Origin of the sequence: Ralstonia condita (assembly GCF_958405655.1) — a bacterium.
Classification (GTDB): domain Bacteria; phylum Pseudomonadota; class Gammaproteobacteria; order Burkholderiales; family Burkholderiaceae; genus Ralstonia; species Ralstonia condita.
In genome coordinates this window covers 227585-250704 of sequence record NZ_CATYWO010000005.1, presented here as the reverse complement: position 1 = coordinate 250704, position 23120 = coordinate 227585, and the positions used below count along the sequence as shown (strand labels likewise).

Genomic DNA, 23120 nt, shown 5'->3' with positions numbered 1-23120 from the left:
CATGCTCGTCAACGCGCAGGTGCGCCGCGTCGCCATTCTCGGGGGCAACCGCATTCCGTTTGCCCGCTCGAACACGGCCTACGCCACGGCGTCGAACCAGCAGATGCTGACGGCCGCACTGCAAGGCCTGATCGACCGCTTCCAGCTGCACGGCCAGCGCCTGGACGAGGTGGTGGCGGGGGCCGTCATCAAGCACGCGCGCGATTTCAACCTGACGCGCGAGACGGTGCTCTCCACCACGCTCGCCAAGCAGACGCCCGCATACGACGTGCAGCAGGCTTGCGGCACGGGGCTGGAGGCGGCCATCCTCGTCGCCAACAAGATCGCGCTCGGACAGATCGACGTTGGCATCGCCGGCGGGACCGACACCACCTCCGACGCCCCGATCGGCTTGAACGAAAAGATGCGCAAGGTGCTGCTCGAAGCCAATCGCGCCAAATCGACCGGCGCGCGCATCAAGGCGCTGAGCGGGCTGCGTCCGTCGATGTTCGTGCGGCCGCTGCTGCCACGCAACAGCGAGCCGCGCACGGGCCTGTCGATGGGTGAGCACTGCGAGCTGATGGCCAAGCGCTGGGGTATCCGCCGCGAAGACCAGGATGCGCTGGCCCTGCGCAGCCACCACAACCTGGCCGCCGCCTATGAACGCGGCTTTTTCACCGACCTGATGACCGCCCATCTTGGGCTCGATCGCGACAACAACCTGCGCAGCCATCTCACGGCCGAGCAGCTTGCCAAGCTGCAGCCCGTGTTCGATCGCAGTGCCGCCGGCACCATGACCGCCGGCAACTCCACACCACTGACCGACGGCGCCTCTTGCGTGCTGCTGGCCAGTGAGGATTGGGCACGCGCGCACAACCTGCCGGTGCTTGCGTACATGACGTGCGCCGATACGGCGGCCGTCGATTTCTTCAGCGGCACTGCGGAGCAGAACGAAGGCCTGTTGATGGCGCCGGCGTATGCCGTGTCGCGCATGCTGCAGCGCGCCGGCCTGACGCTGCAGGACTTCGACTACTACGAGATCCACGAAGCCTTTGCCGCCCAGGTCCTGTGCACGCTGGCGGCGTGGGAATCGGCCGAGTACTGCCGGGAGAAGCTCGGCCGCGGCGGGCCCCTGGGCAGCATCGATCGCAGCAAGCTCAACGTGAACGGCAGCTCGCTGGGCACCGGCCATCCGTTTGCGGCAACCGGCGGGCGCATCGTCGCCACGTTGGCCAAGATGCTGGCGCAGCGCGGCAGCGGGCGCGGCCTGGTATCGATCTGCGCGGCTGGCGGGCAAGGCGTGGTCGCCATCCTTGAACGACCGGAGCACCTATCGCATTGACCCACAGGGCCCATCGGAATGGGCCCCCACCAACCGCGCGGCACATAAAAAAACCACGCCGCGCTTTCATGGACGGAGACACCATGAACACCGTTGCCGACAGCACCATCCTGACCGACCGTATCTGGCTGAAGTCCTACCCCGAGGGCGTACCTGCCGAGATCGATCCCGACCGCTATCCCTCGCTGGCCGAGGTATTCCGCGAATCGGTGGAGAAGTACCGCACGCGCACCGCCTACGTGAGCGTCGGTACGGAAATGACTTACGACGAATGCGAGCGCCAGGCGAAGCACTTCGCTGCGTGGCTGCAATCGCGCGGCGTGAAGAAAGGCGATCGCGTGGCGATCATGCTGCCCAACTGCCTGCAGTATCCGGTCTGCCTGTTCGGCACGCTGCTGGCTGGCGCCATCGTCGTCAACGTGAACCCGCTGTACACCGTGCCAGAGCTTGCGCATCAACTGCGCGATTCCGGCGCACAGACGATCGTCGTGCTGGAGAACTTCGCGCGTACGCTGGAGCGCGCACTGCCGGGCACGCAAGTTCGCAACATCGTCATCACCGGCATTGGTGACCTGATGGGCAGCGGGCTCAACTTGAAGGGCCGCGCACTGAACTTCGTGATGCGCCATGTCCAGAAGCAGGTGCCGCCCTACAAGCTGCCCGCGCCGGTGCAGCTGCGCGACGCGCTGGCCATCGGCCGCTCGCGCGCGCTGCAGGCGGTGCAACTGTCGCCGGAAGACATCGCCTTCCTGCAATACACCGGCGGCACCACGGGCGTGGCCAAGGGCGCGATGCTCACCCACCGCAACATCGTCGCGAACCTGCTGCAGGCGGAAGAGTGGTCCAAGAGCATGCTGACCGGCGACGTGGAAACAAATGTCACGCTGCTGCCGCTGTATCACATCTTTTCGCTCACGGTGAACCTGCTGATGTTCATGACGCAGGGCGGGCGCAACATCCTGATCGCCAATCCACGCGACACCAAGCGTGTGCTGTTCATTCTGCGCAAGGAACGGTTCTCTGGCATCGCGGGGGTGAACACGCTGTTCAATGCGCTGCTGGAAGATCCGGACTTCGCCAAGCGCGACTTCTCGGCCATGAAGATCACCATTGGCGGCGGCATGGCCGTGCAGCGGGCGATTGCGGAACGCTGGAAGAAGGTCACCGGCCACACCATCGTTGAAGGCTACGGGTTGACCGAATGCTCGCCCGTCGTGTCGATGAACCCGCCGCACGTCACCGAGTTCAGCGGCACGATCGGCCTGCCGGCGCCGTCCACCGAAGTCCGCTTCAAGCGCGATGACGGCACGATCGCGGCGCTGGGGGAGCCGGGCGAGCTGCAGGTCCGCGGCCCCCAGGTGATGCGCGGCTACTGGCAGCGCCCCGAAGAAACCGCCAAGGCCATCGATGGCGACGGCTGGTTTTCCACCGGCGACATCGGCGTGATGGACGCCAGCGGCTACATCCGCCTGATCGACCGCAAGAAGGACATGATCCTGGTCTCGGGCTTCAATGTGTATCCGAACGAGATCGAAGACGTAGTCGCGCTGCATCCGGAGGTGCTGGAGGTCGCGGCCATTGGCGTGCCGGACCCGGTGGCCGGCGAGCGCGTGAAGATCATCGTCGTGCCACGCACCGGCGCCCTGACCGAGCCCGCGCTGCTTGAGCACTGCCGCGCGCACCTGACGGGCTACAAGATGCCGCGCATTGTCGAGTTCCGCCACGAAGAGCTGCCCAAGTCGACCGTCGGCAAGATCCTGCGCCGCGAGCTGCGTGATGCCGACCCGGACATCAGGCGCGCCCGCGCGGCACAGGAACAGCCATAACCCCACGGATCCGGAGACCCGCATGTCATCGCGCACCCTCGCCCTGTTGACGGCGCTTGCCTGCAGCGCGGCCGGTTGGGCCCAGACGCCGCAAGCCCCGGCGCCTGCTGCCACTGCGGCGGCCGTGCCCGCCGCGCCGTCCGCCGCGGTGGCCGGCTTTTCCGCCATGGACATTGGCCGGCAGGCCGCGTGGCTTGGCAGCCAGACCCGCGCCAACGCCTTCGCGGACTGGTCTGATGACGACATCCTCGCGATGGCCCAGGCGATGAAGCCCGAAGCGCTCACGCGCTGGCTGCGCGCAGAGGTCAATCATCTGCCCGAGTACGAATACCGCATGCGCCGCCAGGAGCGCGTGAAAGACCAGTGGCAGAGCCAGCCTTCGCTCATGCTCGTGCGCTACCGCAACGCGCCGCGCCAGGTGTACGCGCGCTGGCTCAAGGGCGGCGCGCATGCTGGGCAAGAGATCATTTACGACGAAACCGTGCGCAAGAATGAGATGTACGGCCATCTCGGCGGCCTGTTCGGCTTTGCGGCCATCTGGAGCGCCCTCGACGGACCGCTCGCCAGATCGCAGTCGAACCATACGGCGCGTGAGCTCGGGCTGCAGTTCATCGTCGATATGCTCGAGCGCGACGGACGCGCACACGTCGCCGCAGGCGGCACCGGCAAATTCAGCGAGGCCAGGATGGTGACCGAGGAGGGCGAGCGGATGCTGCGCCTGACCTGGGACGCTCCAAGCGGGCCGCCAACGTTCTACGCCAAACGCGTCCGCCTGTATTTCGACCTCAAGAATCCGTGGGTACGTGTCGAAGAATCATGGGATGAATCGGGCAACCAGCTTGAGAAGATCACCATTGAGAGCGTGACGCGCAGAACGTGGAACGACCAGACCTTCAACCCCAGGAATCCCGAATACAAGTTTTGAAGTTCAGCCCGCAGACCGTTGCGCACCAAGGCTCCGCCATCCGGCGGACGGTATCAAACGCGACTAGGGGAAACCCTTGTTGCATGCGTACCAGCTAGAGGAAAGCTTCGATCAACGCAGTGAAATCGCTGCGTTATGCTGCGGAAACACAAATCGCCACACCTCGGCGAAATAACGATCCCACCCTGAGAGACGCCACATGAACCGCTTTGCCCGCCGCTTTGCCGCAGCATTCGCCTGCGCTGCCGCCAGCACCCTTGCTGCCCCCCTGGCTCACGCCCAATCCACCGCAGAGGCCAACGTGGCCGCAAGCGCCAGCAGCGGCAGTGGCAGTAGCGCCAGCAGCAGCGGCGGCTTCAGCGGCTTCATGGACGATTACGTCTGGGGCCGCAACGTCATGGCACTGGGCTGGTTCTACATCCGCCCGATGGATTCGGCCACGCCGCTGACCACCACCACCAGCGCGCTGGGCCTCGGCACCTACCAGTCGCCGGGCACTGACGTGAAGGTCAGTAACGCCAATACGCTGTCGCTGACGTTCACGCACTTCTTCAACGACAACATCGCCGGTACGTTCGTGGGTGGCGTGCCGCCCAAGTTCAACCTGTATGGCAGCGGCAATGTGATCGCGCCGGTGCCGGTTATCGGGCCGCTGACGCTGATCAACCTGGGGCTGCCGCAAAACAACCCGATCGCCACCGTGCGTGAATGGAGCCCGGCGGTCGTTGCGCAGTACTACTTCGGCACCAAGGAAAGCAAGTTCCGCCCGTTCGTCGGCGCCGGTGTCAGCTACAACTTCTTCACCAACCTGCGCCTGAATTCGAACTTCGTGAACGCGCTGCAAAACCTCGGGCAGGTGCTGCAGCTCGGCATGGGACAGGTGCCGACGGGCCCGGCCAAGGTGACGGCGGAAACGTCCAGCTCGTGGACGCCGGTCGCCAACGTGGGGGTGTCGTATGAGTTCGCCAAGAACTGGACTGCCATCGGCACGGTGTCGTACCTGCCGCTGAAGACAACGTCCACCATCACGATCCGCAGCCAGCAAGGCCAGGTGCTGGCGGTCAACAAGACCGACATCAAGGTCGACCCGATCGTGTTCGGGCTGGCTGTGGGTTACAAGTTCTAAGCCGCAGATCTGCGCCTTTGCGAGACGCCACCTCCGGGTGGCGTTTTTCATTGGGGCGCGACCCGATATGATGGCGGGGTTGTTCAGCCCAAACCTAGCCCACATTACCCATGACCCAGCCTTCCATCGCCATCGTCGGAGCCGGTATTGCCGGTGTCGCCTGTGCCAACGCGCTTGCCGCAGAAGGCATTGCCTCAACCGTCTATGAGCGCGCGGGCGGCGTGGGCGGCCGGCTGGCGACCACCGTACTGCCGGAAGGTGCACCGGCATATGCGTTCGATCACGGGGCGCAGTCGTTCAATGTGCGCAGCGAGGCCTTTCGCCGTGCCGTGGATGCGGCCGGCAGACAGGGGTCGGTCCTGCCCTGGCCCGCACGCTGGGGCCATCGCACAGCCGACGCGCTCGTTGCGGATCATCGTGAAGAAACCCGCTATGTCGGCCTGCCCGGCATGGGGGCGCTGGTGCGCAGCCTCGCTGCGCCGCTGGATGTGCGCTTCGGCCACGCCGTCACGCGCGTCGCCCACGAAGGCCGCCGCTGGACAATCGAGCGCAACGGCGGCAGCGTGGAACACGCCGACATCGTCGCCCTTGCCCTGCCGGCTCCGGAGCTGCCCGCGCTCTTCAATGGCACGGTGCCGGCCTCGTTGGCGCAGGCCATCGCGCCGGTGCGCTATGCCCCCTGCTGGTCGTTGATGATGGGTTTTGCGCAACCGCTGGACGTGCCGTACGACGGCATCCGCATCGACGACGACATGCTGGCCTGGGCCGCGCGCGACAACACCAAGCCCGGCCGGGTGATGGTCGATGAGTCGTGGGTGGTGCACGCTTCGCCGTCGTGGTCTGCCGCACACGCCAAGGACTCGCCCGAGCAGGCGCTGCACGCCCTGCACGCGCGCTTTGCCGAAGCGTTTCCTGGCACGCCCGACCCCGACGTCATGGCCGCGCAACTCTGGCCGTACGCGCTCGTGGAGCAATCGGCCGGCATGCCCTGCCACTGGGATGCCGCCGGCCACCTGGGTGCCTGCGGTGACTGGTGCGAAGGTCCGCGTGTGGAAGCCGCCTTCCTCAGCGGCGTGGCGCTGGCAGCGAAGATCGCCGAAGCGCTGTAGGAAACAGCTCCCCGGCGTTACAATGTCGGGTTGTCTCGTGTTTCGTGTGCCGGGTCGCTCACCCGGCGGTGGCTTTCCATTCACGACGCCATGCGCACCCGACGCCAAGTCCTTGCCCTCGCCTTCGCTGCCGTTGCTGCGGCATCGGCGCCGTTGCTGTCTCATGCGCAAGTACTGCGCAACATTCCGGCGACGGCCCCTGCGGCCCAATTGACCGTTGATTCGGTCAATACCGGCACGTTGAGCACCGGCAGCACCGGACTGGTCAGCTTCCTGCTGCTCGGCTTCGGAACGACCAAGGCCGAAATCCGCTTCGCTCCGGGTGTGCGGATCCTGTCGCTGGAGGGGCGCCTGCTGCCAACCTCGAGCGTGGTCGGCCAGACGTTCAAGGTGCGCTACCAGCTCGACCTGTATCAGCAATTGCTGACCGCCTGGGTTGTCAGCGATGACGACTACAAGGCCGCGGTGGCCGCACAGGCGCAGTCTCGGTAGCTGGCATCGTCATAACGCCCCACGAAATACGTGCCCCCAGGTCAACCACTGTGAACGGCACATGAAAAAAGTCTTCATCAAAACCTACGGCTGCCAGATGAACGAGTACGACTCGGACAAGATGTCCGACGTGCTCAACGCGGCTGAAGGCCTCGTCCCCACCGACACGCCCGAAGATGCGGACGTGATCCTCTTCAACACCTGTTCCGTGCGCGAGAAAGCGCAGGAGAAGGTGTTTTCCGAACTCGGCCGCGTGAAGGCGCTGAAGGCGCTCAAGCCTGACCTCGTGGTCGGCGTGGGCGGCTGCGTGGCGAGCCAGGAAGGCGCGTCCATCGTGGCGCGCGCACCTTACGTCGACGTGGTGTTCGGCCCGCAGACGCTGCACCGCCTGCCCGACCTGATCGCCGCGCGCCGCCGCACGGGGCGATCGCAGGTCGACGTGTCCTTCCCCGAGATCGAGAAGTTCGACCACCTGCCGCCGGCACGCGTGGACGGCGCGACCGCGTTCGTGTCGATCATGGAAGGCTGCTCGAAGTACTGCAGCTACTGCGTGGTGCCGTACACGCGCGGTGAAGAAGTGTCGCGCCCGTTTGACGATGTGCTGGCCGAAGTGGCTGGCCTGGCCGAACAGGGCGTGCGAGAAGTCACGCTGCTGGGCCAGAACGTCAATGCGTACATCGGCAAGATGGGCGATACCAGCGAACGTGCAGACTTCGCGCTGCTGCTCGAATACGTGGCCGAGATTCCCGGCATCGAGCGCATCCGCTACACGACCAGTCACCCGAAGGAATTCACCTCGCGGCTGATCGATGCCTACGCCACCAATCGCAAGCTGGTCGATCACCTCCACCTGCCTGTGCAGCATGGCTCCGACCGCATCCTGATGGCGATGAAGCGCGGCTACACGGTGCTCGAATACAAGAGCATCATCCGCAAGCTGCGCGCGATCCGTCCGAACATCTCGGTCGCCACCGACTTCATCGTCGGCTTTCCGGGCGAAACCGATGCGGACTTCGCCAAGACGATGGACCTGATCCACGAGATCGGCTACGACAACTCGTTCAGCTTCATCTACAGCCCGCGCCCCGGCACGCCGGCGGCCAACCTGCAGGATGACACACCGCACGCGGTCAAGCTCGAACGCCTGAAACTGTTGCAGTCGACCATCGATGCCAACATGGTGCGCATCAGCGAGAGCATGGTCGGCAGCGTGCAGCGCATCCTGGTCGAAGGCCCGTCACGCAAGGATCCGACCGAGCTGCACGGACGGACCGAGAACAACCGCGTGGTCAATTTCGCCCTGCCTGACCTGCCGCAGGCGCGCCGCGATCAGCTCGTCGGCCAGATGCTGGACGTGCGCATCGTGCACGCGTATCCGCACTCGCTGCGGGGCGAGGTGACGGAACAGCGTGCAGCCAGCGCAACTCACTGATCATCAACCCATCCCGATTTGATGAAACCGACCATCGCTGAATTCACGGCGCCCAAGAACGACAACACGCGCCTGCAGAACCTGTGCGGGCCGCTGGACGAGAACCTGCGGCAGATCGAGCAGGCACTGGACGTCACCATCAACCGGCGCGGCAGCAAGTTCACCGTGCGGGGTGCCAACGCGCAGGGCGCAGCCAACGCATTGGAGACGTTCTATAACGCCGCGCGCGAGCCGCTGTCGGTGGACGACATCCAGCTCGGCCTGGTCGAGACCCGCCAGGTGGCTGCGCACGGCGCCTATCTGCCGGAATCGAGCGCCGACGAGCCGGACGGCAATGATCTGTCGCCAGTGCTGCACACGCGGCGCACCGACCTGCATGGCCGCACGCCGACGCAGCGCGAGTACCTGCGCAACATCCTGTCGCACGACCTGTCGTTCGGCATCGGCCCGGCCGGCACGGGCAAGACGTATCTGGCCGTGGCTTGCGCCGTGGATGCGCTGGAGCGCGACGCCATCAAGCGCATCGTGCTGACGCGTCCGGCCGTGGAAGCCGGCGAGCGCCTGGGCTTCCTGCCGGGCGACCTTGCACAGAAGGTGGACCCGTACCTGCGCCCGCTGTACGACGCGCTGTACGACCTGCTCGGCTTCGACAAGACGCAGAAGATGTTCGAGCGCCAGATGATCGAGATCGCGCCGCTGGCCTACATGCGCGGGCGTACGCTCAATCACGCGTTCATCATCCTGGACGAAGCCCAGAACACCACGCCGGAACAGATGAAGATGTTCCTCACGCGGATCGGCTTCGGCTCCAAGGCGGTGATCACCGGCGACACCACGCAGATCGACCTGCCGCGCGGCCAGAAGAGCGGCCTGATCGAAGCGCAGCACGTGCTGCGTGACGTGCGCGGCGTGGCGATGACGCGCTTTACCAGCGTCGACGTGGTGCGTCACCCGCTGGTGGCCCGCATCGTCGAGGCCTATGACGAATTCCATGCCCAGCATAAAGATGCATAAGGACGCCTGAACGTGGCTAAAGCAAAGACCGATACCAAAGCAAAAACCAAGAAGACCCAACCCGCAGTCGCAGCATCGTTCGGCCCGCGCGTCGACGTGTTCGACGCCCAGGGCAAACCCAAGACGGTCGATGCCAGCGCGCTGCGCATCGCCTTTGCCGACGGCCGCAGCCTGATCATCAGCGTGCCCGACACTGCCGATGGCGCCATCACCCTCGTCGCCGAGCATTCGGATACCAACACGAACGCCATGCTGTCATTGCGCCCCGAGCACCATGACAGCGTCACGCTTCGCGTTGAGGCGGAACCCGTACAAACCGAGCGAACAGAAGACCTCGACGACACGTTCGACGACGCTCAAATGCTCACCCTCGACCTGACCGTCCAGTACGGCGACGAACTCAAGGCCGCTGCACGCAAGGCGCTGCCCAAGAAGCAGGACATCGAGGCGTGGATCGCGCCCGCACTGTTTGCCGATGCGCAGCTCAACGTGCGCTTCGTCGGCGAGGAGGAAGGGCGCACACTCAACCGCACATACCGCGGCAAGGATTACGCCACCAACGTGCTGACATTCTCGTACGCCGAGAACGAGGATGATCCGGTCTCTGCCGATATCGTGCTGTGCTGCTCCGTGGTCGAGAAGGAAGCCAAGGAGCAGGGCAAGCCGCTGCAGGCGCATTACGCGCACCTGATCGTGCACGGTGCGCTGCACGCCCAGGGCTATGACCACGAAGACGCCGCGGATGCGGCAGAGATGGAAGGCATCGAAACCCAGATCCTCGGCGAGCTCGGCTTTGCCGACCCCTACGCAAGCCGCTGACGCGCGTCCCGCACCGCTTACAGACGCCGGCCTCGTGCCGGCGTTTTGTTTTTCCCGCCTCGATGTTTCAGTGCTGAATCAAGCTGTTCCAGCACAGATCCAGTTCCGACAACGGTTTGCGGCATTTCCTCCGCCATTCGGCGCAGGCCTTCGCCAGTCGAATCGCTCATCAGCCCCCTCGTCCGCCGTCCGCCATCCGACACCCTCGCCGCTGTCCATACGGCGCATAGGTTTTGCCGTAGCGATTTCTATCCTCGACGCATCAGCCGCCATTCGAGCGCGCATCGTGAATATCGGCGCGAACGTGCGCCACGGGCCAACCCGCGCACAGACGGGCGCGGCCCCGCGGGGAGGTCATCATGCGTCATCGTTTCATGGACAGCATTCCATGGGCCACGCTGCTTGTCGGCGTGGGTGTCGGCACCGTGCTCGCAGGCGCGCCCGGAATCGCGCGTGCGGAACACCGGCAATCGTGCTATGCCGGCATCGTGGTCGTCTTCGACGGCGCATGGCACCCCGGCGCGGTGGTCGGATGCCGTACGGTCAATGTGTCGGACAGCAACAGCGTGGTCGGGGCGGAAGTGAACCTCATGATCGCGCCGGGCACGATCCGGCCGCGCTTGCAGGGGGTCGTCGGCAGCACCAGCGTACAGGCGCTGATTGGCGGCGGCTACGATTTTGCAAGCAGCAAGGCTCTGCTGGGCGTGGGCGCGACGGGTGACCACTGGCTCGCCGGCGTCGACATGGAAGTCGCCGGGCGCTGGACCGCCTACGGTGGCGCCAGCACGCTTGGCCGGTATCACGGCAACACACACCCTGTGGAACCCGCTCCGGTCGCCACCACGCCGACGGGCAACAACGACGCGCCGCCCCCCGCTAGCGACAATACCCCGCCTTCCAAATCCAGCCCCGCGCCCGCCCCCGCGCCAGGCGCCTCACCGTCACCGTCACCGTCACCGTCACCGTCACCGTCACCGTCGCCATCGCCATCGCCATCGCCGACTCCGACTCCGACGCCGACGCCGACGCCGACTCCGACGCCGACGCCGACGCCGACGCCGACGCCGACGCCGACGCCGACGCCGACGCCAACGCCAACGCCAACGCCAACGCCAACGCCAACGCCAACACCAACACCAACACCAACACCAACACCAACGCCAACGCCAACGCCAACGCCAACGCCAACGCCAACACCAACGCCAACACCGAGCCCGTGGCCCGTGCCATCACCCTGTAGCAGTTGCCACAGCGGTGATCACGGTGGCCATGATGGCGGGCACCATGACCATGACCATGACCATGATCACGACCACGACGGTCACCATGGTGGCGATCACGACCGTGGCGGCGATGGGGAAGGGAATCACCACCACCACGACAGCGATCACGGCCACGATGGCAACCATGGCGACAGGCATGGCGGTCACGACCGGGGTAGCGACGGTGATGGCAATCGCAACCACCACGACAGCGATCACGGCCACGGCAACAATGGCGACAGTCATGGCGACCACGACCGGGGCGGCGATGGCGAGGGCGATCACGGCCAAGGCAGTGGCGACAGTGGCGGCCAATATCCTGGCCGCGGGAACAGCCGCGACTGACCAGAACTACCCCTGAGCCACGGCGCCTATGCCATGCGGTCCGTGCCGATCTCCTGAAGTGAAAAGTGAAGCACTTCAGACGGCACATCGCCCACCCCGCTTCATCGGGACGGCAGGCCATTTGGTGTATGCTGGGCCGATGTCTAACGACGCGCGACCGCGCCATGAATGATCCGTATCCCAGTCCGAAGCCAGCCGATAAACCCCGCTCGCTGCTCGAACGCCTGACCGACCTCATCTCGCCCGAGCCTGAATCGCGGGCCGAGCTGCTTGAAATCCTCCAGGATGCCCACGCACGCAACCTGATCGACGCCGACTCCCTGTCGATGATCGAAGGCGTCTTCCAGGTCTCAGACCTGTGCGCGCGCGACATCATGATCCCGCGGGCGCAGATGGACGCGCTCAACATCGCCGACGCACCGGCTGAATTCATCCCCTTCGTGCAGGAAGCCGCGCATTCGCGTTTCCCCGTCTACGAAGGCAGCCGCGACAACATCATCGGCATCCTGCTCGCCAAGGACCTGCTGCGCTACTACACCGATGAAGGCTTCGATGTGCGCGACATGCTGCGCCCGGCCGTGTTCATCCCCGAGTCCAAACGCCTGAACGTGCTGCTGCGAGACTTCCGCGTCAACCGCAACCACATTGCCATCGTCGTCGATGAATATGGCGGCGTGGCGGGCCTCATCACCATCGAAGATGTCCTCGAGCAGATCGTCGGCGACATCGAAGACGAATACGACTTCGACCAGGAAGAAGACAACATCCTGGCCACGGCGGATGGGCATATGCGCGTGCGCGGGCTGACCGAGATCGGCCAGTTCAACGACGCCTTCGGCACGCACTTCTCCGACGAAGACGTCGATACCATCGGTGGCTTGCTGGCCAACCACCTGGGCCGCGTGCCGCACCGGGGCGAAAAGATCGCCCTGGGCGTGTTGCAATTCGAAGTCCTGCGCGCCGATGCTCGGCAGGTGCAAGTGCTGCTCGTGCGCCGCGTTGCCACGCCGGCAGACAGCAACGCTGCAGCCACCGCCTCTGGTTCTCACCCCGTCTGATTCTTCCGTGCCTGCCCAGTTCTCTTCCCCCGCCGCCGACTCCTCGTGCAGGCAGGACACCCCCGCCGTGCCGCTCGCGCGGCTGCGCTATGCGATGCCGCTGGCGGCACTGCTCGGCGTCATGCATACGCTGTCGTTCGCACCGAACCACTGGTGGTGGCTGCAGATCCTGTCGCTGACGGGGCTGGCTGCGTTGGTGCAACGTGCGCCGCGCCTGCATCATGCCGCCTGGCTCGGCTATGCCTTCGGGCTGGGCTGGTTCCTGTCGGGCATCTGGTGGCTCTATATCAGCATGCACGTCTACGGCGACATGCCGTCATGGATGGCAGCGCTGGCCGTGCTGCTGTTCGCCGGCTATCTGGCGCTGCATCCCGCGCTGGCGGTGTGGACATGGCAGTGGCTGACGAGACGCGGGCGGTGGTCCGGTACCGCATCTGCACTGGTATTTGGCGCAGCGTGGGTCGTGACCGAATGGCTGCGCGGCACGGTGTGGACCGGCTTCCCCTGGATCAACGGCGGTTACGCCCATACCGATGGCCCGCTGGCCGGCTACGCGCCGCTGGTGGGCGTGTACGGCATCGTGCTGATCGCAGCCGTGCTGGCCGGCCTGCTGTGCGTTGCCGCGGAGCGCCGCCTGCACTGGTCAGCGGGCGTCATTGGCGGAATCGTCCTCGTGGCAGGCTGGCCGCTGCATGGCATTGCGTGGACTCAGCCCGTGGGCAAACCCATCTCCGTACGCTTGCTGCAAGGCGACGTGCCGCAGGATGTGAAGTTCCAGCAGACCGGCGTCGAGCACTCGCTGGCGCTGTACACCAAGATGGTGACCGAGAAGCCCGCACAGCTGGTGATCACGCCCGAGACGGCTTTTCCGATCATGATTCAGGACATGCCGCAGGACATCGCACTGGCCATCCGCACCTACGTGGACACCACCGGCTCCAGCGTGCTTTTCGGCGCCGCCAGCGAAGATTCGCGCGTCGACTACACCAACAGCGTCTTCGGCGTCGGCCCGCAGGTCCAGGGCGTGTACCGCTACAACAAGCACCACCTCGTGCCCTTCGGGGAGTTCATCCCGTTCGGCTTCCACTGGTTCGTCCATATGATGAACATGCCGCTCGGTGATTTCCGTCGCGGCCAGCTCGTGCAGGCCCCCATGACGGTCGCTGACCAGCGCGTCGCCCCGAACGTCTGCTATGAGGATTTGTTTGGCGAGGAAATTGCCGCGTCGCTACGGCATGCCGATCAGCCCGCCACGATGCTCGCCAACGTGACGAACCTGGCATGGTTTGGCGACACCATCGCGCTGGACCAGCACCTGCAGATCTCGCGCATGCGCGCGCTGGAAACCGGCCGCCCTATGCTGCGCGCCACCAACACGGGCGCCACGGCCGTAGTGCGTCCGGACGGCAGCGTGCAGGCCCGCCTCCCCGTCTTCACACTGGGCACACTGCAGTCGGAGGTCCAGGGCATGCAGGGCCTGACGCCGTTCGTACGCGCCGGCAACGCCCCCGCGCTTGGCGCAGGCGCGGTGGTGTTGCTTGTCGCGCTGGCACGCCGCCGACGGGCACGGGCAAGCTGATCGATCCGAGCCCGGCGGCTTTTGGGCCACTTTCCGGGCCGGCTGACAAAAAACGCTAAAATTCAACGTTTTACGGCGGGCACGCAGCCAAGCGCTTGCGTGCCCGCCGCTGCATTCCACCGCCGCGCGGCGTCCAGAGCGTTTCTGTGCCGCAGCGGACCTACGGGTACCACCATGCTCACCTTCCAGCAACTCATCCTCAAGCTGCAGTCGTACTGGGACGCCCAGGGCTGCGCCCTGCTGCAACCGATTGACCTCGAAGTCGGCGCCGGGACTTCGCATGTGCATACCTTCCTGCGCGCAATCGGCCCCGAGCCGTGGCGCGCGGCTTATGTGCAACCGTCGCGCCGCCCCAAGGATGGCCGCTACGGCGAGAACCCCAACCGCCTGCAGCACTACTACCAGTATCAGGTGGTGCTCAAGCCCGCGCCCGAAAACATCCTGGACCTGTACCTCGGATCGCTGCAAGCACTCGGCCTGGACCTGAAGCAGAACGACGTGCGCTTCGTCGAGGACGACTGGGAGAACCCCACGCTGGGCGCCTGGGGCCTGGGCTGGGAGGTGTGGCTCAACGGCATGGAAGTGACGCAATTCACGTACTTCCAGCAAGTCGGCGGCCTCGACTGCAAACCCGTGACCGGCGAAATCACGTACGGCATCGAGCGCTTGGCGATGTACCTGCAGCAGGTCGAGAACATCTACGACCTCGTCTGGACGGAATGGGAAGAACCCGGCCCGAATGGCCCGGTCAAGCGCCGCCTGACGTACGGCGACGTCTATCACCAGAACGAGGTCGAGCAATCGACCTACAACTTCGAACAGGCCGACACGACCGTGCTGTTCCGCCGCTTTGCCGAGCACGAGGCCGAGGCCAAGCGCCTGATGGGCGTGCGCGAAGACGGCGCGGCCGATGACGGCGCCGCCGTCGTGCAACTTGCCCTGCCTGCCTATGAACAGGTGCTCAAGGCTGGCCACACGTTCAACCTGCTGGACGCGCGCGGCGCCATCTCGGTGACGGAGCGGGCAGCCTACATCGGCCGCATCCGCAACCTGTCGCGCCTGGTGGCGCAGGCCTATTACGACTCGCGCGAGCGCCTGGGCTTCCCGATGTGCGGCACGGCCGTCGCCACGGAGGCGGCATGACGGCCACCCGTGCGTGGCGCAACCTGGCGCTGCTGACGGCCGCGTCCGTCACCGCCCTTGCTCTGCCGGTCAGCCTTGCCCAGGCGGCGCGGCATCGCACATCCAGGCCCGCGTCCACCGAGAAGGTCTTCGTCTTGCCCGAGAACCTGTCGCAACTTTGCGTGGCGGACGCCAAACCCCTGCAGCAGGCGCTAAGCACCGCGTGGACGCCCCCTCCGCCCGCCCTCGACCAGTGGACAAGCCTGGCGCGCACCATGGCCTGCGACCTGTCCGGCGCGCGCGATCTCGGCTGGCACCGCGTGCCGCTGCGTACGTACGCCACCGCCTTGCGCTTCCCGTTCACCTGGGTCGAATGGCAGGGCTCGGGCAGCAAGGCGCAACGCCGTACGCGTGTGTTCCGCTCGGCTGCGCAACTGCCGAGCCGACTGGAATTCAACGTGTCCGGCACGTTGCAGGAGGTGCGCTACGACCGGCGCCACGGCGCGCTGTCGGCCCGCTTCATCCGGCGCGATGCCGCTGCGCCCGGTACCAACCCCGCGCCAATCGCCCCGCCGCCTCCGCCGGGCCAGTGCGCTGGCACGCAATTGCGCTTCCAGCAGCAGAACGGCGTGTGGCTACTGTCGGGCGTGGAGCCCGTGCCCGGATCGCCCTGCTGAACCGAACAACATGACCGCCGCACGCAATACCTGAGCGGCGCAGAACAACGACGTCACTGATTCAAACGCTATGTCCACCCTCCTGATCGAACTGCTGACCGAAGAACTGCCGCCCAAGGCGCTGGCCCGCCTGGGCGAGGCCTTTGCGCGCGGCCTGTTTGATGGTTTGTCGGCGCAAGGCCTGCTCGAAGAAGGCGCCGCCGTGGAAGGCTTTGCGACGCCGCGCCGCCTTGCCGCATCGATCACCGGTGTGCGCCGTGCCGCGCCGGACCGCGAACTGCGCGAGAAGGTGCTGCCCGTCAACATCGCCTTCGACGCCGAGGGCAAGCCCGCCGCGCCACTCGCCAAAAAGCTCGCGGCGCTCGCCAAGACGGTGGGGGTTGACGCCATCGCCACCGAGTCGCTCGAACGCGCACCGGACGGCAAGGCCGAATCGCTCTTCTACCGCTACACCGCGCGCGGCGCCCTGCTGGCAGACGGCCTGCAGGTGGCGCTCACGCAGACCATCGCCAACCTGCCGATCCCGAAGGTGATGACCTATCAGCGCCCGAACGGAGACAACGTTCAGTTCGTGCGTCCGGCGCACAAGCTGATCGCGCTGCTCGACAGCGAGGTGATCCCCGCCAGCGTGCTGGGCCTGCAATCCGGCAACGTGACGCTGGGCCATCGCTTTCTGTCGTCGGGCGAGATCATCATCAAGGATGCAACGGCGTACGCGAGCACGCTCGAATCAGAAGGCAAGGTCATTGCCAGCTACGCCCGCCGCCGCGAAGCGATCCACGCCGAGCTGCTCAGGACGGCCGGTCCCGACACGGTGGTGATGCCGGAAGCGCTGCTCGATGAAGTGAACGCGCTGGTCGAATGGCCGGTGGTCTACCCGTGCCACTTCGAGGAGCAATTCCTCGCGGTGCCGCAGGAGTGCCTGATCCTGACCATGCAGACCAACCAGAAGTACTTTGCGCTTACCGATGCGCAAGGCCATCTGCGCAATCGCTTCCTGATCGTCTCGAACATCGCCACCGGCACGCCCGAAGCCATCATCGAAGGCAACGAGCGCGTGGTGCGCCCGCGCCTGGCCGACGCCCGCTTCTTCTTCGAGCAGGACAAGAAGAAGCCGCTGGCCGACCGCGTGCCGCTGCTCTCGCGCGTGGTGTATCACAACAAGATCGGCACGCAGCTTGAGCGCGTGACGCGCCTGCAGGCCATCGCGGGGCAGCTCGCAGAAAAGCTCGGCGCGGATGTGGCGCACGCCTCGCGCGGCGCGCTGCTCGCCAAGGCCGACCTGCTGACCGACATGGTGGGCGAATTCCCTGAACTGCAGGGTACGATGGGCACCTACTACGCCCGCCATGACGGCGAACCGGACGACGTGGCACTGGCCTGCTCCGAGCACTACCAGCCGCGCTTTGCCGGCGATGCACTGCCCAGCACCTCCACCGGGACCGTGGTGGCGCTGGCCGACAAGCTCGAAACACTGGTCGGCATCTGGGGCATCGGCCTGCAGCCCACGGGCGAGAAAGACCCGTTCGCACTACGCCGCCACGCCCTCGGTATCCTGCGCATGCTGATCGAAAAGCCGCTCACGCTCACGATCGACGACGCGCTGCAGATTGCCGCCGCCAGCTTCGACGGCATCGCCGCCGTCAAGCCGGATCTCGCCGCGATCACTGACTTCCTGTACGACCGCCTGCGCGGCTACCTCAAGGACAAGGGCTACAGCACCAACGAGGTGGAAGCTGTCGTCAGCCAGCGGCCGCAGCGCCTGGATGACATCGTTGCGCGCCTGGACGCCGTGCGCGCCTTCGCCGCCCTGCCGCAGGCCGAAGCGCTGGCTGCCGCCAACAAACGCATTACCAATATCCTGAAGAAGACCGATGTCGCCATCGGCGCAGTGCAGCCGCAACTGCTCAAGGAAGACGCCGAGCGCGCGCTGCATCAGGCCGTCGCGTCGTCGGAGCCGCACGTGCACGACGCCTTCGCGCGCGGCGACTTCACCACCGCGCTCAAGACGCTGGCTGGCCTGCGTGAGGCGGTCGACACGTTCTTCGACGGCGTGATGGTGATGGCCGACGACACCGCCCTGCGCGACAACCGGCTTGCATTGCTGGGCGAGCTGCACGGCCTGATGAACCGCGTGGCAGATATCTCCAAGCTGGCGGCGTGAGCCCCGCCAACCGGCACCGGAGTCCGACATGCCCCACACCCCCAAGCTGGTGATCCTCGACCGCGATGGCGTGATCAATCTCGACAGCGAACAGTTCATCAAGTCGCCCGACGAGTGGATCGCCATCGAGGGCAGCCTGGAAGCCATCGCGGAGCTGAATCAGGCTGGCTACCAGGTGGTGGTCGCGACCAATCAGTCGGGCATCGGGCGCGGCCTGTTCGAGGCCGCCGCTCTCAATGCGATGCACGAGAAGATGTACAAGGCGCTGGCCGCCTATGGCGGGCGTGTCGATGCCGTCTTCTTCTGCCCGCACACCGCCGCCGATGCGTGCGATTGCCGCAAGCCGAAGTCCGGCATGCTGCGCGAGATCGCGCGCCGCTTCGACATGGACCTGACCGGTGTGCCCGTGGTCGGTGATTCGCTGCGCGACCTGCAGGCTGGCGTCGAGGTTGGCGCCGTACCGCATCTCGTGCTCACCGGCAAGGGCGTCAAAACACGCGACGCGGGCGATCTGCCGCCGAGCACCCAGATTCACAAGGACCTGCGTGCGTTTGCGCGCGCGCTGCTCTCACCTGCGCCCCAGGGCACGCCGTCGCGCGCCCCTTGAATTCCTATCCATGACCTTTGTCCGTTCGCTGCTGTTTCTGATTTTCCTGATCGTGTGGACGCCGCTCTACGCGGTCACCTGCTTCATCGTGTTCCCGTTCATGAACCCGCATCGCCGTTTCTGGATGGTGTCGGGCTGGACGAAATCCGTCATCTGGGTGGCGCGCTGGCTACTCGGCATCCGCTGGCAATACCAGGGGTGGGAGCACATCGAAGAAGCGGTCGCCACCAACAAGCAGGTGGTGCTGCTGTCCAAGCATCAGTCGGCTTGGGAGACCATTGCCTTTGTCGCCACCATGCCGCGGCCGCTGTGCTACGTGTTCAAGCGTGAGCTGCTGTATGTGCCGTTCTTCGGCTGGGCGCTCGGCATGCTGAAGATGGTGCACATCAACCGCAAGGACGGCACCAACGCGTTTGCCTCGGTGGCGCGACAGGGCAAGGAACGGCTTGCTGACGGGGCCTGGGTGATCATGTTCCCGGAGGGCACGCGCACACGCTCGGGCGATCCCAAACCGCGCTACAAGAGCGGAGGGGCGCGCTTTGCGGTCGACACCGGCGCCTGGGTCATCCCGATCGCACACAACTCCGGCCGGGTCTGGCCGCGCAATTCCTTCTTGAAGCATCCGGGCTTGATCACGCTCTCGGTCGGCCCCGCCATTCCGAGCGCCGGCAAAACCAGCGACGAGCTCAACCGCGAAGTCGAAGCGTGGATCGAAACAGAAATGCGTAGAATCGACGCCGACAGTTACCGCGAGCCTGCATGAAACTGCTGCGACCACCGACTTCGCCCACACCCGCCGACAGCGTTCAGCTCGAACTGCCGCTGCTCGCGCCCGAAGCCCCGTCGCAGCCCCAGCATCCGGATGCACCGCTCCTCGCCCCCCCTGCCCCGGACTTTTTCACGGCACCGCTTGGGCCGAACCAGCGCCGTTTGACACTGGGTGAACGCGCCCTGGTCTACAACCTGAAGCGGTCGTCGCGACGCACGATCGGCTTTGTCATCGACGACCGCGGCTTGTCGATCACGGCACCGCGCTGGGTCACGCTCGCCGAGATCGAACACGCCATCGCCGAAAAACAGAAGTGGATCTTCGCCAAGCTGGCCGAATGGCGCACCAATGCCGCGCGTCGCGTGCTGCCGGCCATGACATGGCAGGACGGCGCGACGCTGCCATTCCTGGGCACGACGATCACGCTCAAGCTCGAGTCGCCGATCGGCGCTCTGATGTTTGATGCCGACTCGTGCGCGCTGCACCTGGGGCTGCCGCCGGCCACCACTGAGCAGCAGATCAAGGACCGCGTGCAAGGCTGGCTGCAGACGCAGGCGCGCCGCCTGTTCGGTGAGCGGCTCGATGTGTACGCCGAGCGCCTGGGCGTGCGGCACAGCGCGTACGCCCTGTCCTCGGCCGCCACGCGCTGGGGAAGCTGCACGGCCGACGGGAAGATCCGCCTGAACTGGCGGCTCGTGCATTTTCCGCTCAGCCTGATCGACTACGTGGTCGCACACGAGCTTGCGCATCTCAAGGAAATGAATCACAGCCCACGCTTCTGGGACACGGTCGAATCGATCTTTCCGGAGTTCCGCGAGGCGCGCGAGCAACTGCGGTCGCATCCTCCAGAGTATCTCCCGGCGTTCTGATCTGCTTCGCTTGCTCAAGCGGGGTTTGGCTCGTGCGTGGCGGCGGCCAGTTCCTCGATGTATTGCGCAAACGTGCGCGGCGGCCGCGGCAAGCTGCGCCGCATCAAGGTCGGCGGACGCTTCCGCGCGGATGCAAGTGCATCGGCCATCGAAGCCGTGGCGCAAGGGTTGGGCATCGGGTTCGGCCCCTTGTGGCAGATGCGCCCGCTGCTTGACGCTGGCCGCGTCGAAGTCGTGCTGGCGCCGTTCGAGCCCCCGCCCGTACCGGTACAGCTGGTGTGGCACCCAACCCGTATGCCGCTGGCACGCACGCGGATATTTGCCGATTGTCTGGTCGAAGGGCTCAGGAACGCACGCGACCTGCAGCCATGAACGCCTTCACGGGACGGCCTTCAGCGTGCCAGCGCGTTTGCGCGTGGCGCCCTAAAATAGCGCTTCTTTGCAGTCCTCCAGGGAAGACAGACCATGCGAATGCTCCATACCATGCTGCGCGTCGGCGACATGCAGCGCTCGATCGACTTTTACACCAACGTGCTGGGCATGCAATTGCTGCGCACCAGTGACAACCCCGAGTACAAGTATTCGCTGGCCTTTGTCGGCTACGGCTCCGAAGCAGGCAATACGGTCATCGAACTGACCTACAACTACGGTGTGAGCGAATACGAACTGGGCACGGCCTTCGGCCATCTCGCCATCGAGGTCGACAATGCCGCGCAGGCCTGCGAGCGGATTCGCGCCGCTGGTGGCAAGGTCACGCGCGAGGCGGGTCCGGTCAAGGGGGGCAGCACCATCATCGCCTTTGTGGAAGATCCGGACGGTTACAAAATCGAGCTGATCCAGGCACGTTCGATGCCCGATGGCAACCGTCACTGACGCGGTCCGCCGGCCACTCGACGGCACCGCCATCGGCCTGATGGTGGTGCTGTGCATGTGCTGGGGCTTTCAGCAGGTGGCCATCAAGGTGGCTGCGCACGATGTCGGGCCGGTGATGCAGGCCGGTGTGCGTTCGCTGATTGCTGCTGCGCTCGTGCTGGCGTTTGCGTTGTGGCGCGGCACGTGTCTGTCGGTGCGCGATGGCACCCTGCCGGGTGGCCTGATGGCGGGCGTACTGTTCGGCGTCGAGTTTTTCTGCATCTTCACCGGGCTGGGCTACACAACGGCCTCGCGCATGGCGGTGTTTCTCTACACCGCACCCATCTTCACCGCGCTTGGCTTGCATGCCTGCGTCCCCGGCGAACACTTGCGCCCGCGCCAATGGAGCGGCATCGGGATCGCATTTGCCGGGATCGTGCTCGCGTTTGCCGACGGCATCCTGCATCCGGCAGCCGGCCCGTCGACGTCATTGGGCGACGGGCTGGGCGTCGTGGCAGGCGCGCTTTGGGGAGCGACCACCATTGTGGTGCGCGCGAGCAAACTCTCGAATGCGCCACCGGCAAAGACGCTGCTGTACCAGTTGGCCGTCTCGGCCGTCCTGCTGATGCTGATGGCGGCTGGCACCGGGCAGGCGTTCACTGCCCACCTGACGCCGACGGCGCTGGCGAGCCTCGCCTATCAGTCCGTGCTGATCGCCTTCGCCAGCTATCTGACGTGGTTCTGGCTGCTGCGCCGCTACCTGGCGTCGCGACTGTCGGTGTTCTCGTTTCTGACGCCGCTGTTCGGTGTCGCGTTTGGCGTGCTGCTGTTGCACGAACCGGTCGGTCTGCGGTTTGCGCTGGCCGCCGCGCTCGTGCTGTCGGGCATCCTGCTCGTCAATCTTCGCTGAGATCCGTCGCGCTCCCGGCGATGCGATCGGCCGGCAGCGCGTTCGCCACCGCGACAAAGTCTTCCACCGACACCTCTTCTGCACGTCGGCCTAGGTCGAAACCGAGCGCGTCGAAATCGATCACATCGCGCAGCGCGCCCAGCGTGTTGCGCAAGACCTTGCGCCGCTGAGAAAACGCCATTGTCACCACAGTGGCCAGCGCGCGCATATCGACAGGCGCATAGGGCGACTTGTCGGCCGGCCACGGAATCATCCGCACCACCGCGGAATCCACCTTGGGCGGTGGATTGAACGAGCCCGGCGGCACATCCAGCACCTGCTCCATGTAGTACCGGACCTGCAGCATCACCGACAGCCGGCTGAACGCCTTGCTGCCCGGCGCGGCCACCATGCGGTCCACCACCTCCTTTTGCAGCATGAAGTGCTGATCACGCACGCGGTCGGCAAACGCAGCCAGGTGGAACAGCAACGGGCTCGAGATGTTGTACGGCAGGTTGCCGACGATCCGCAGCGGCCGGCCCGGCACGTGCAGCGCGCCGAAATCGAAAGCCAGCGCGTCGCCCGCGTGGACGACCAGCCGCTCGCCGAAGCGACGCTGCAGGCGCGCCACCAGGTCGCGGTCCAGCTCGACCACCTGCAGCGTTCGCACCCGCTCCATCAGTGGCACGGTAAGTGCGCCCAGACCCGGGCCGATTTCGACGAGGACATCGTCGGGCTGCGGGTCAATGGCCGCGACGATGGCGTGGATCACGCCCTCGTCGACCAGGAAGTTCTGGCCGAAGCGCTTGCGGGCCTGGTGACCCTGGTGAACGCCGGTGGTGGATCGTGCCATTGCGGAACTC

At 65.7% G+C, this 23120-nt stretch carries 23 protein-coding genes; 21 read left to right on the top strand and 2 right to left on the bottom strand.

Translation table 11 applies throughout. The annotated features are described in order from the left end of the window. Position 1: 1 nt before the first annotated feature. The 9 genes from R2N03_RS16950 to ybeY all read left to right on the top strand — a co-directional run bounded on the left by R2N03_RS16950 (position 2) and on the right by ybeY (position 10064). Complete coding sequence (locus R2N03_RS16950; protein WP_316658950.1) at positions 2 to 1321, top strand: acetyl-CoA C-acetyltransferase; 1320 nt, start codon at positions 2 to 4, stop codon at positions 1319 to 1321. An 83-nt stretch (positions 1322 to 1404) separates the two neighbouring features. Next, positions 1405 to 3147: an AMP-binding protein gene (locus tag R2N03_RS16945; protein WP_316658949.1), complete on the top strand. Its 1743-nt coding sequence runs from the start codon at positions 1405 to 1407 to the stop codon at positions 3145 to 3147. Between the two features lie 22 nt (positions 3148 to 3169). Continuing rightward, entirely contained in the window at positions 3170 to 4072 is a 903-nt protein-coding gene (locus tag R2N03_RS16940) for a DUF1571 domain-containing protein (RefSeq protein ID WP_316658948.1), read from the top strand. Positions 4073 to 4271: 199 nt separating this feature from the next. After that, the gene (locus R2N03_RS16935) at positions 4272 to 5198 is read left to right on the top strand and encodes an OmpW/AlkL family protein (protein ID WP_316658947.1); all 927 of its coding nucleotides are present in this window, start codon (positions 4272 to 4274) and stop codon (positions 5196 to 5198) included. A 110-nt stretch (positions 5199 to 5308) separates the two neighbouring features. Further along, positions 5309 to 6307: an NAD(P)/FAD-dependent oxidoreductase gene (locus R2N03_RS16930; RefSeq protein WP_316658946.1), complete on the top strand. Its 999-nt coding sequence runs from the start codon at positions 5309 to 5311 to the stop codon at positions 6305 to 6307. Positions 6308 to 6397: 90 nt separating this feature from the next. Further along, positions 6398 to 6799 carry a hypothetical protein gene (locus R2N03_RS16925; RefSeq protein WP_316658944.1) on the top strand — a complete coding sequence of 134 codons (402 nt, stop codon included), beginning with the start codon at positions 6398 to 6400 and terminating at the stop codon, positions 6797 to 6799. Positions 6800 to 6860: 61 nt separating this feature from the next. Next, entirely contained in the window at positions 6861 to 8231 is a 1371-nt protein-coding gene (gene miaB, locus R2N03_RS16920; RefSeq protein WP_316658942.1) for a tRNA (N6-isopentenyl adenosine(37)-C2)-methylthiotransferase MiaB, read from the top strand. 21 nt (positions 8232 to 8252) lie between these two features. Next, positions 8253 to 9245 carry a PhoH family protein gene (locus R2N03_RS16915; protein ID WP_316658941.1) on the top strand — a complete coding sequence of 331 codons (993 nt, stop codon included), beginning with the start codon at positions 8253 to 8255 and terminating at the stop codon, positions 9243 to 9245. Positions 9246 to 9257: 12 nt separating this feature from the next. Beyond that, positions 9258 to 10064: an rRNA maturation RNase YbeY gene (ybeY, locus tag R2N03_RS16910; protein WP_316658939.1), complete on the top strand. Its 807-nt coding sequence runs from the start codon at positions 9258 to 9260 to the stop codon at positions 10062 to 10064. A gap of 17 nt (positions 10065 to 10081) precedes the next feature. Here the strand turns inward: ybeY and R2N03_RS16905 are convergent, their stop codons facing one another. After that, positions 10082 to 10234: a hypothetical protein gene (locus R2N03_RS16905; RefSeq protein ID WP_316658938.1), complete on the bottom strand. Its 153-nt coding sequence runs from the start codon at positions 10232 to 10234 to the stop codon at positions 10082 to 10084. A 189-nt stretch (positions 10235 to 10423) separates the two neighbouring features. On the opposite strand from R2N03_RS16905, the gene R2N03_RS21045 reads away from it, so the two are divergent. The 12 genes from R2N03_RS21045 (at position 10424) to R2N03_RS16840 (ending at position 22278) form a co-directional block, all read left to right on the top strand. Next, positions 10424 to 11671, top strand: coding sequence for a hypothetical protein (locus R2N03_RS21045; RefSeq protein ID WP_428984422.1), 1248 nt, complete (start codon positions 10424 to 10426; stop codon positions 11669 to 11671). A 164-nt stretch (positions 11672 to 11835) separates the two neighbouring features. Further along, entirely contained in the window at positions 11836 to 12729 is an 894-nt protein-coding gene (locus tag R2N03_RS16890; protein WP_316658932.1) for a CorC family transporter, read from the top strand. A gap of 67 nt (positions 12730 to 12796) precedes the next feature. Further along, positions 12797 to 14308, top strand: a complete 1512-nt coding sequence (lnt, locus tag R2N03_RS16885) for an apolipoprotein N-acyltransferase (protein WP_316658979.1) — start codon at positions 12797 to 12799, stop codon at positions 14306 to 14308. 174 nt (positions 14309 to 14482) lie between these two features. Continuing rightward, positions 14483 to 15451, top strand: coding sequence for a glycine--tRNA ligase subunit alpha (glyQ, locus tag R2N03_RS16880; protein ID WP_316658931.1), 969 nt, complete (start codon positions 14483 to 14485; stop codon positions 15449 to 15451). Then, positions 15448 to 16107: a hypothetical protein gene (locus R2N03_RS16875; protein WP_316658929.1), complete on the top strand. Its 660-nt coding sequence runs from the start codon at positions 15448 to 15450 to the stop codon at positions 16105 to 16107. Before glyQ ends, R2N03_RS16875 begins: the two co-directional genes overlap by 4 nt. Before the next feature lie 70 nt (positions 16108 to 16177). Beyond that, positions 16178 to 18271: a glycine--tRNA ligase subunit beta gene (gene glyS, locus R2N03_RS16870; protein WP_316658927.1), complete on the top strand. Its 2094-nt coding sequence runs from the start codon at positions 16178 to 16180 to the stop codon at positions 18269 to 18271. A 28-nt stretch (positions 18272 to 18299) separates the two neighbouring features. Beyond that, positions 18300 to 18878, top strand: a complete 579-nt coding sequence (gene gmhB, locus R2N03_RS16865) for a D-glycero-beta-D-manno-heptose 1,7-bisphosphate 7-phosphatase (protein ID WP_316658926.1) — start codon at positions 18300 to 18302, stop codon at positions 18876 to 18878. A 10-nt stretch (positions 18879 to 18888) separates the two neighbouring features. Beyond that, positions 18889 to 19641: a lysophospholipid acyltransferase family protein gene (locus R2N03_RS16860; RefSeq protein WP_316658924.1), complete on the top strand. Its 753-nt coding sequence runs from the start codon at positions 18889 to 18891 to the stop codon at positions 19639 to 19641. Continuing rightward, on the top strand, positions 19638 to 20516 hold the full coding sequence (locus tag R2N03_RS16855) for a M48 family metallopeptidase (protein ID WP_316658923.1): 879 nt from the start codon (positions 19638 to 19640) through the stop codon (positions 20514 to 20516). The genes R2N03_RS16860 and R2N03_RS16855 overlap by 4 nt, the downstream gene beginning before the upstream one ends. A gap of 57 nt (positions 20517 to 20573) precedes the next feature. Beyond that, complete coding sequence (locus R2N03_RS16850) at positions 20574 to 20888, top strand: LysR substrate-binding domain-containing protein (protein WP_316658921.1); 315 nt, start codon at positions 20574 to 20576, stop codon at positions 20886 to 20888. 93 nt (positions 20889 to 20981) lie between these two features. Beyond that, positions 20982 to 21389 (top strand): lactoylglutathione lyase, encoded by a 408-nt coding sequence (gloA, locus tag R2N03_RS16845; RefSeq protein ID WP_316658920.1) that lies wholly within the window; start codon positions 20982 to 20984, stop codon positions 21387 to 21389. After that, complete coding sequence (locus R2N03_RS16840) at positions 21373 to 22278, top strand: DMT family transporter (protein WP_316658919.1); 906 nt, start codon at positions 21373 to 21375, stop codon at positions 22276 to 22278. The genes gloA and R2N03_RS16840 overlap by 17 nt, the downstream gene beginning before the upstream one ends. On the opposite strand, the gene rsmA is transcribed toward R2N03_RS16840, so the two are convergent. Next, positions 22265 to 23110: a 16S rRNA (adenine(1518)-N(6)/adenine(1519)-N(6))-dimethyltransferase RsmA gene (gene rsmA, locus R2N03_RS16835; RefSeq protein WP_316658918.1), complete on the bottom strand. Its 846-nt coding sequence runs from the start codon at positions 23108 to 23110 to the stop codon at positions 22265 to 22267. The two genes, R2N03_RS16840 and rsmA, sit on opposite strands and share 14 nt — an antisense overlap. Between the last annotated feature and the right edge of the window lie 10 nt (positions 23111 to 23120).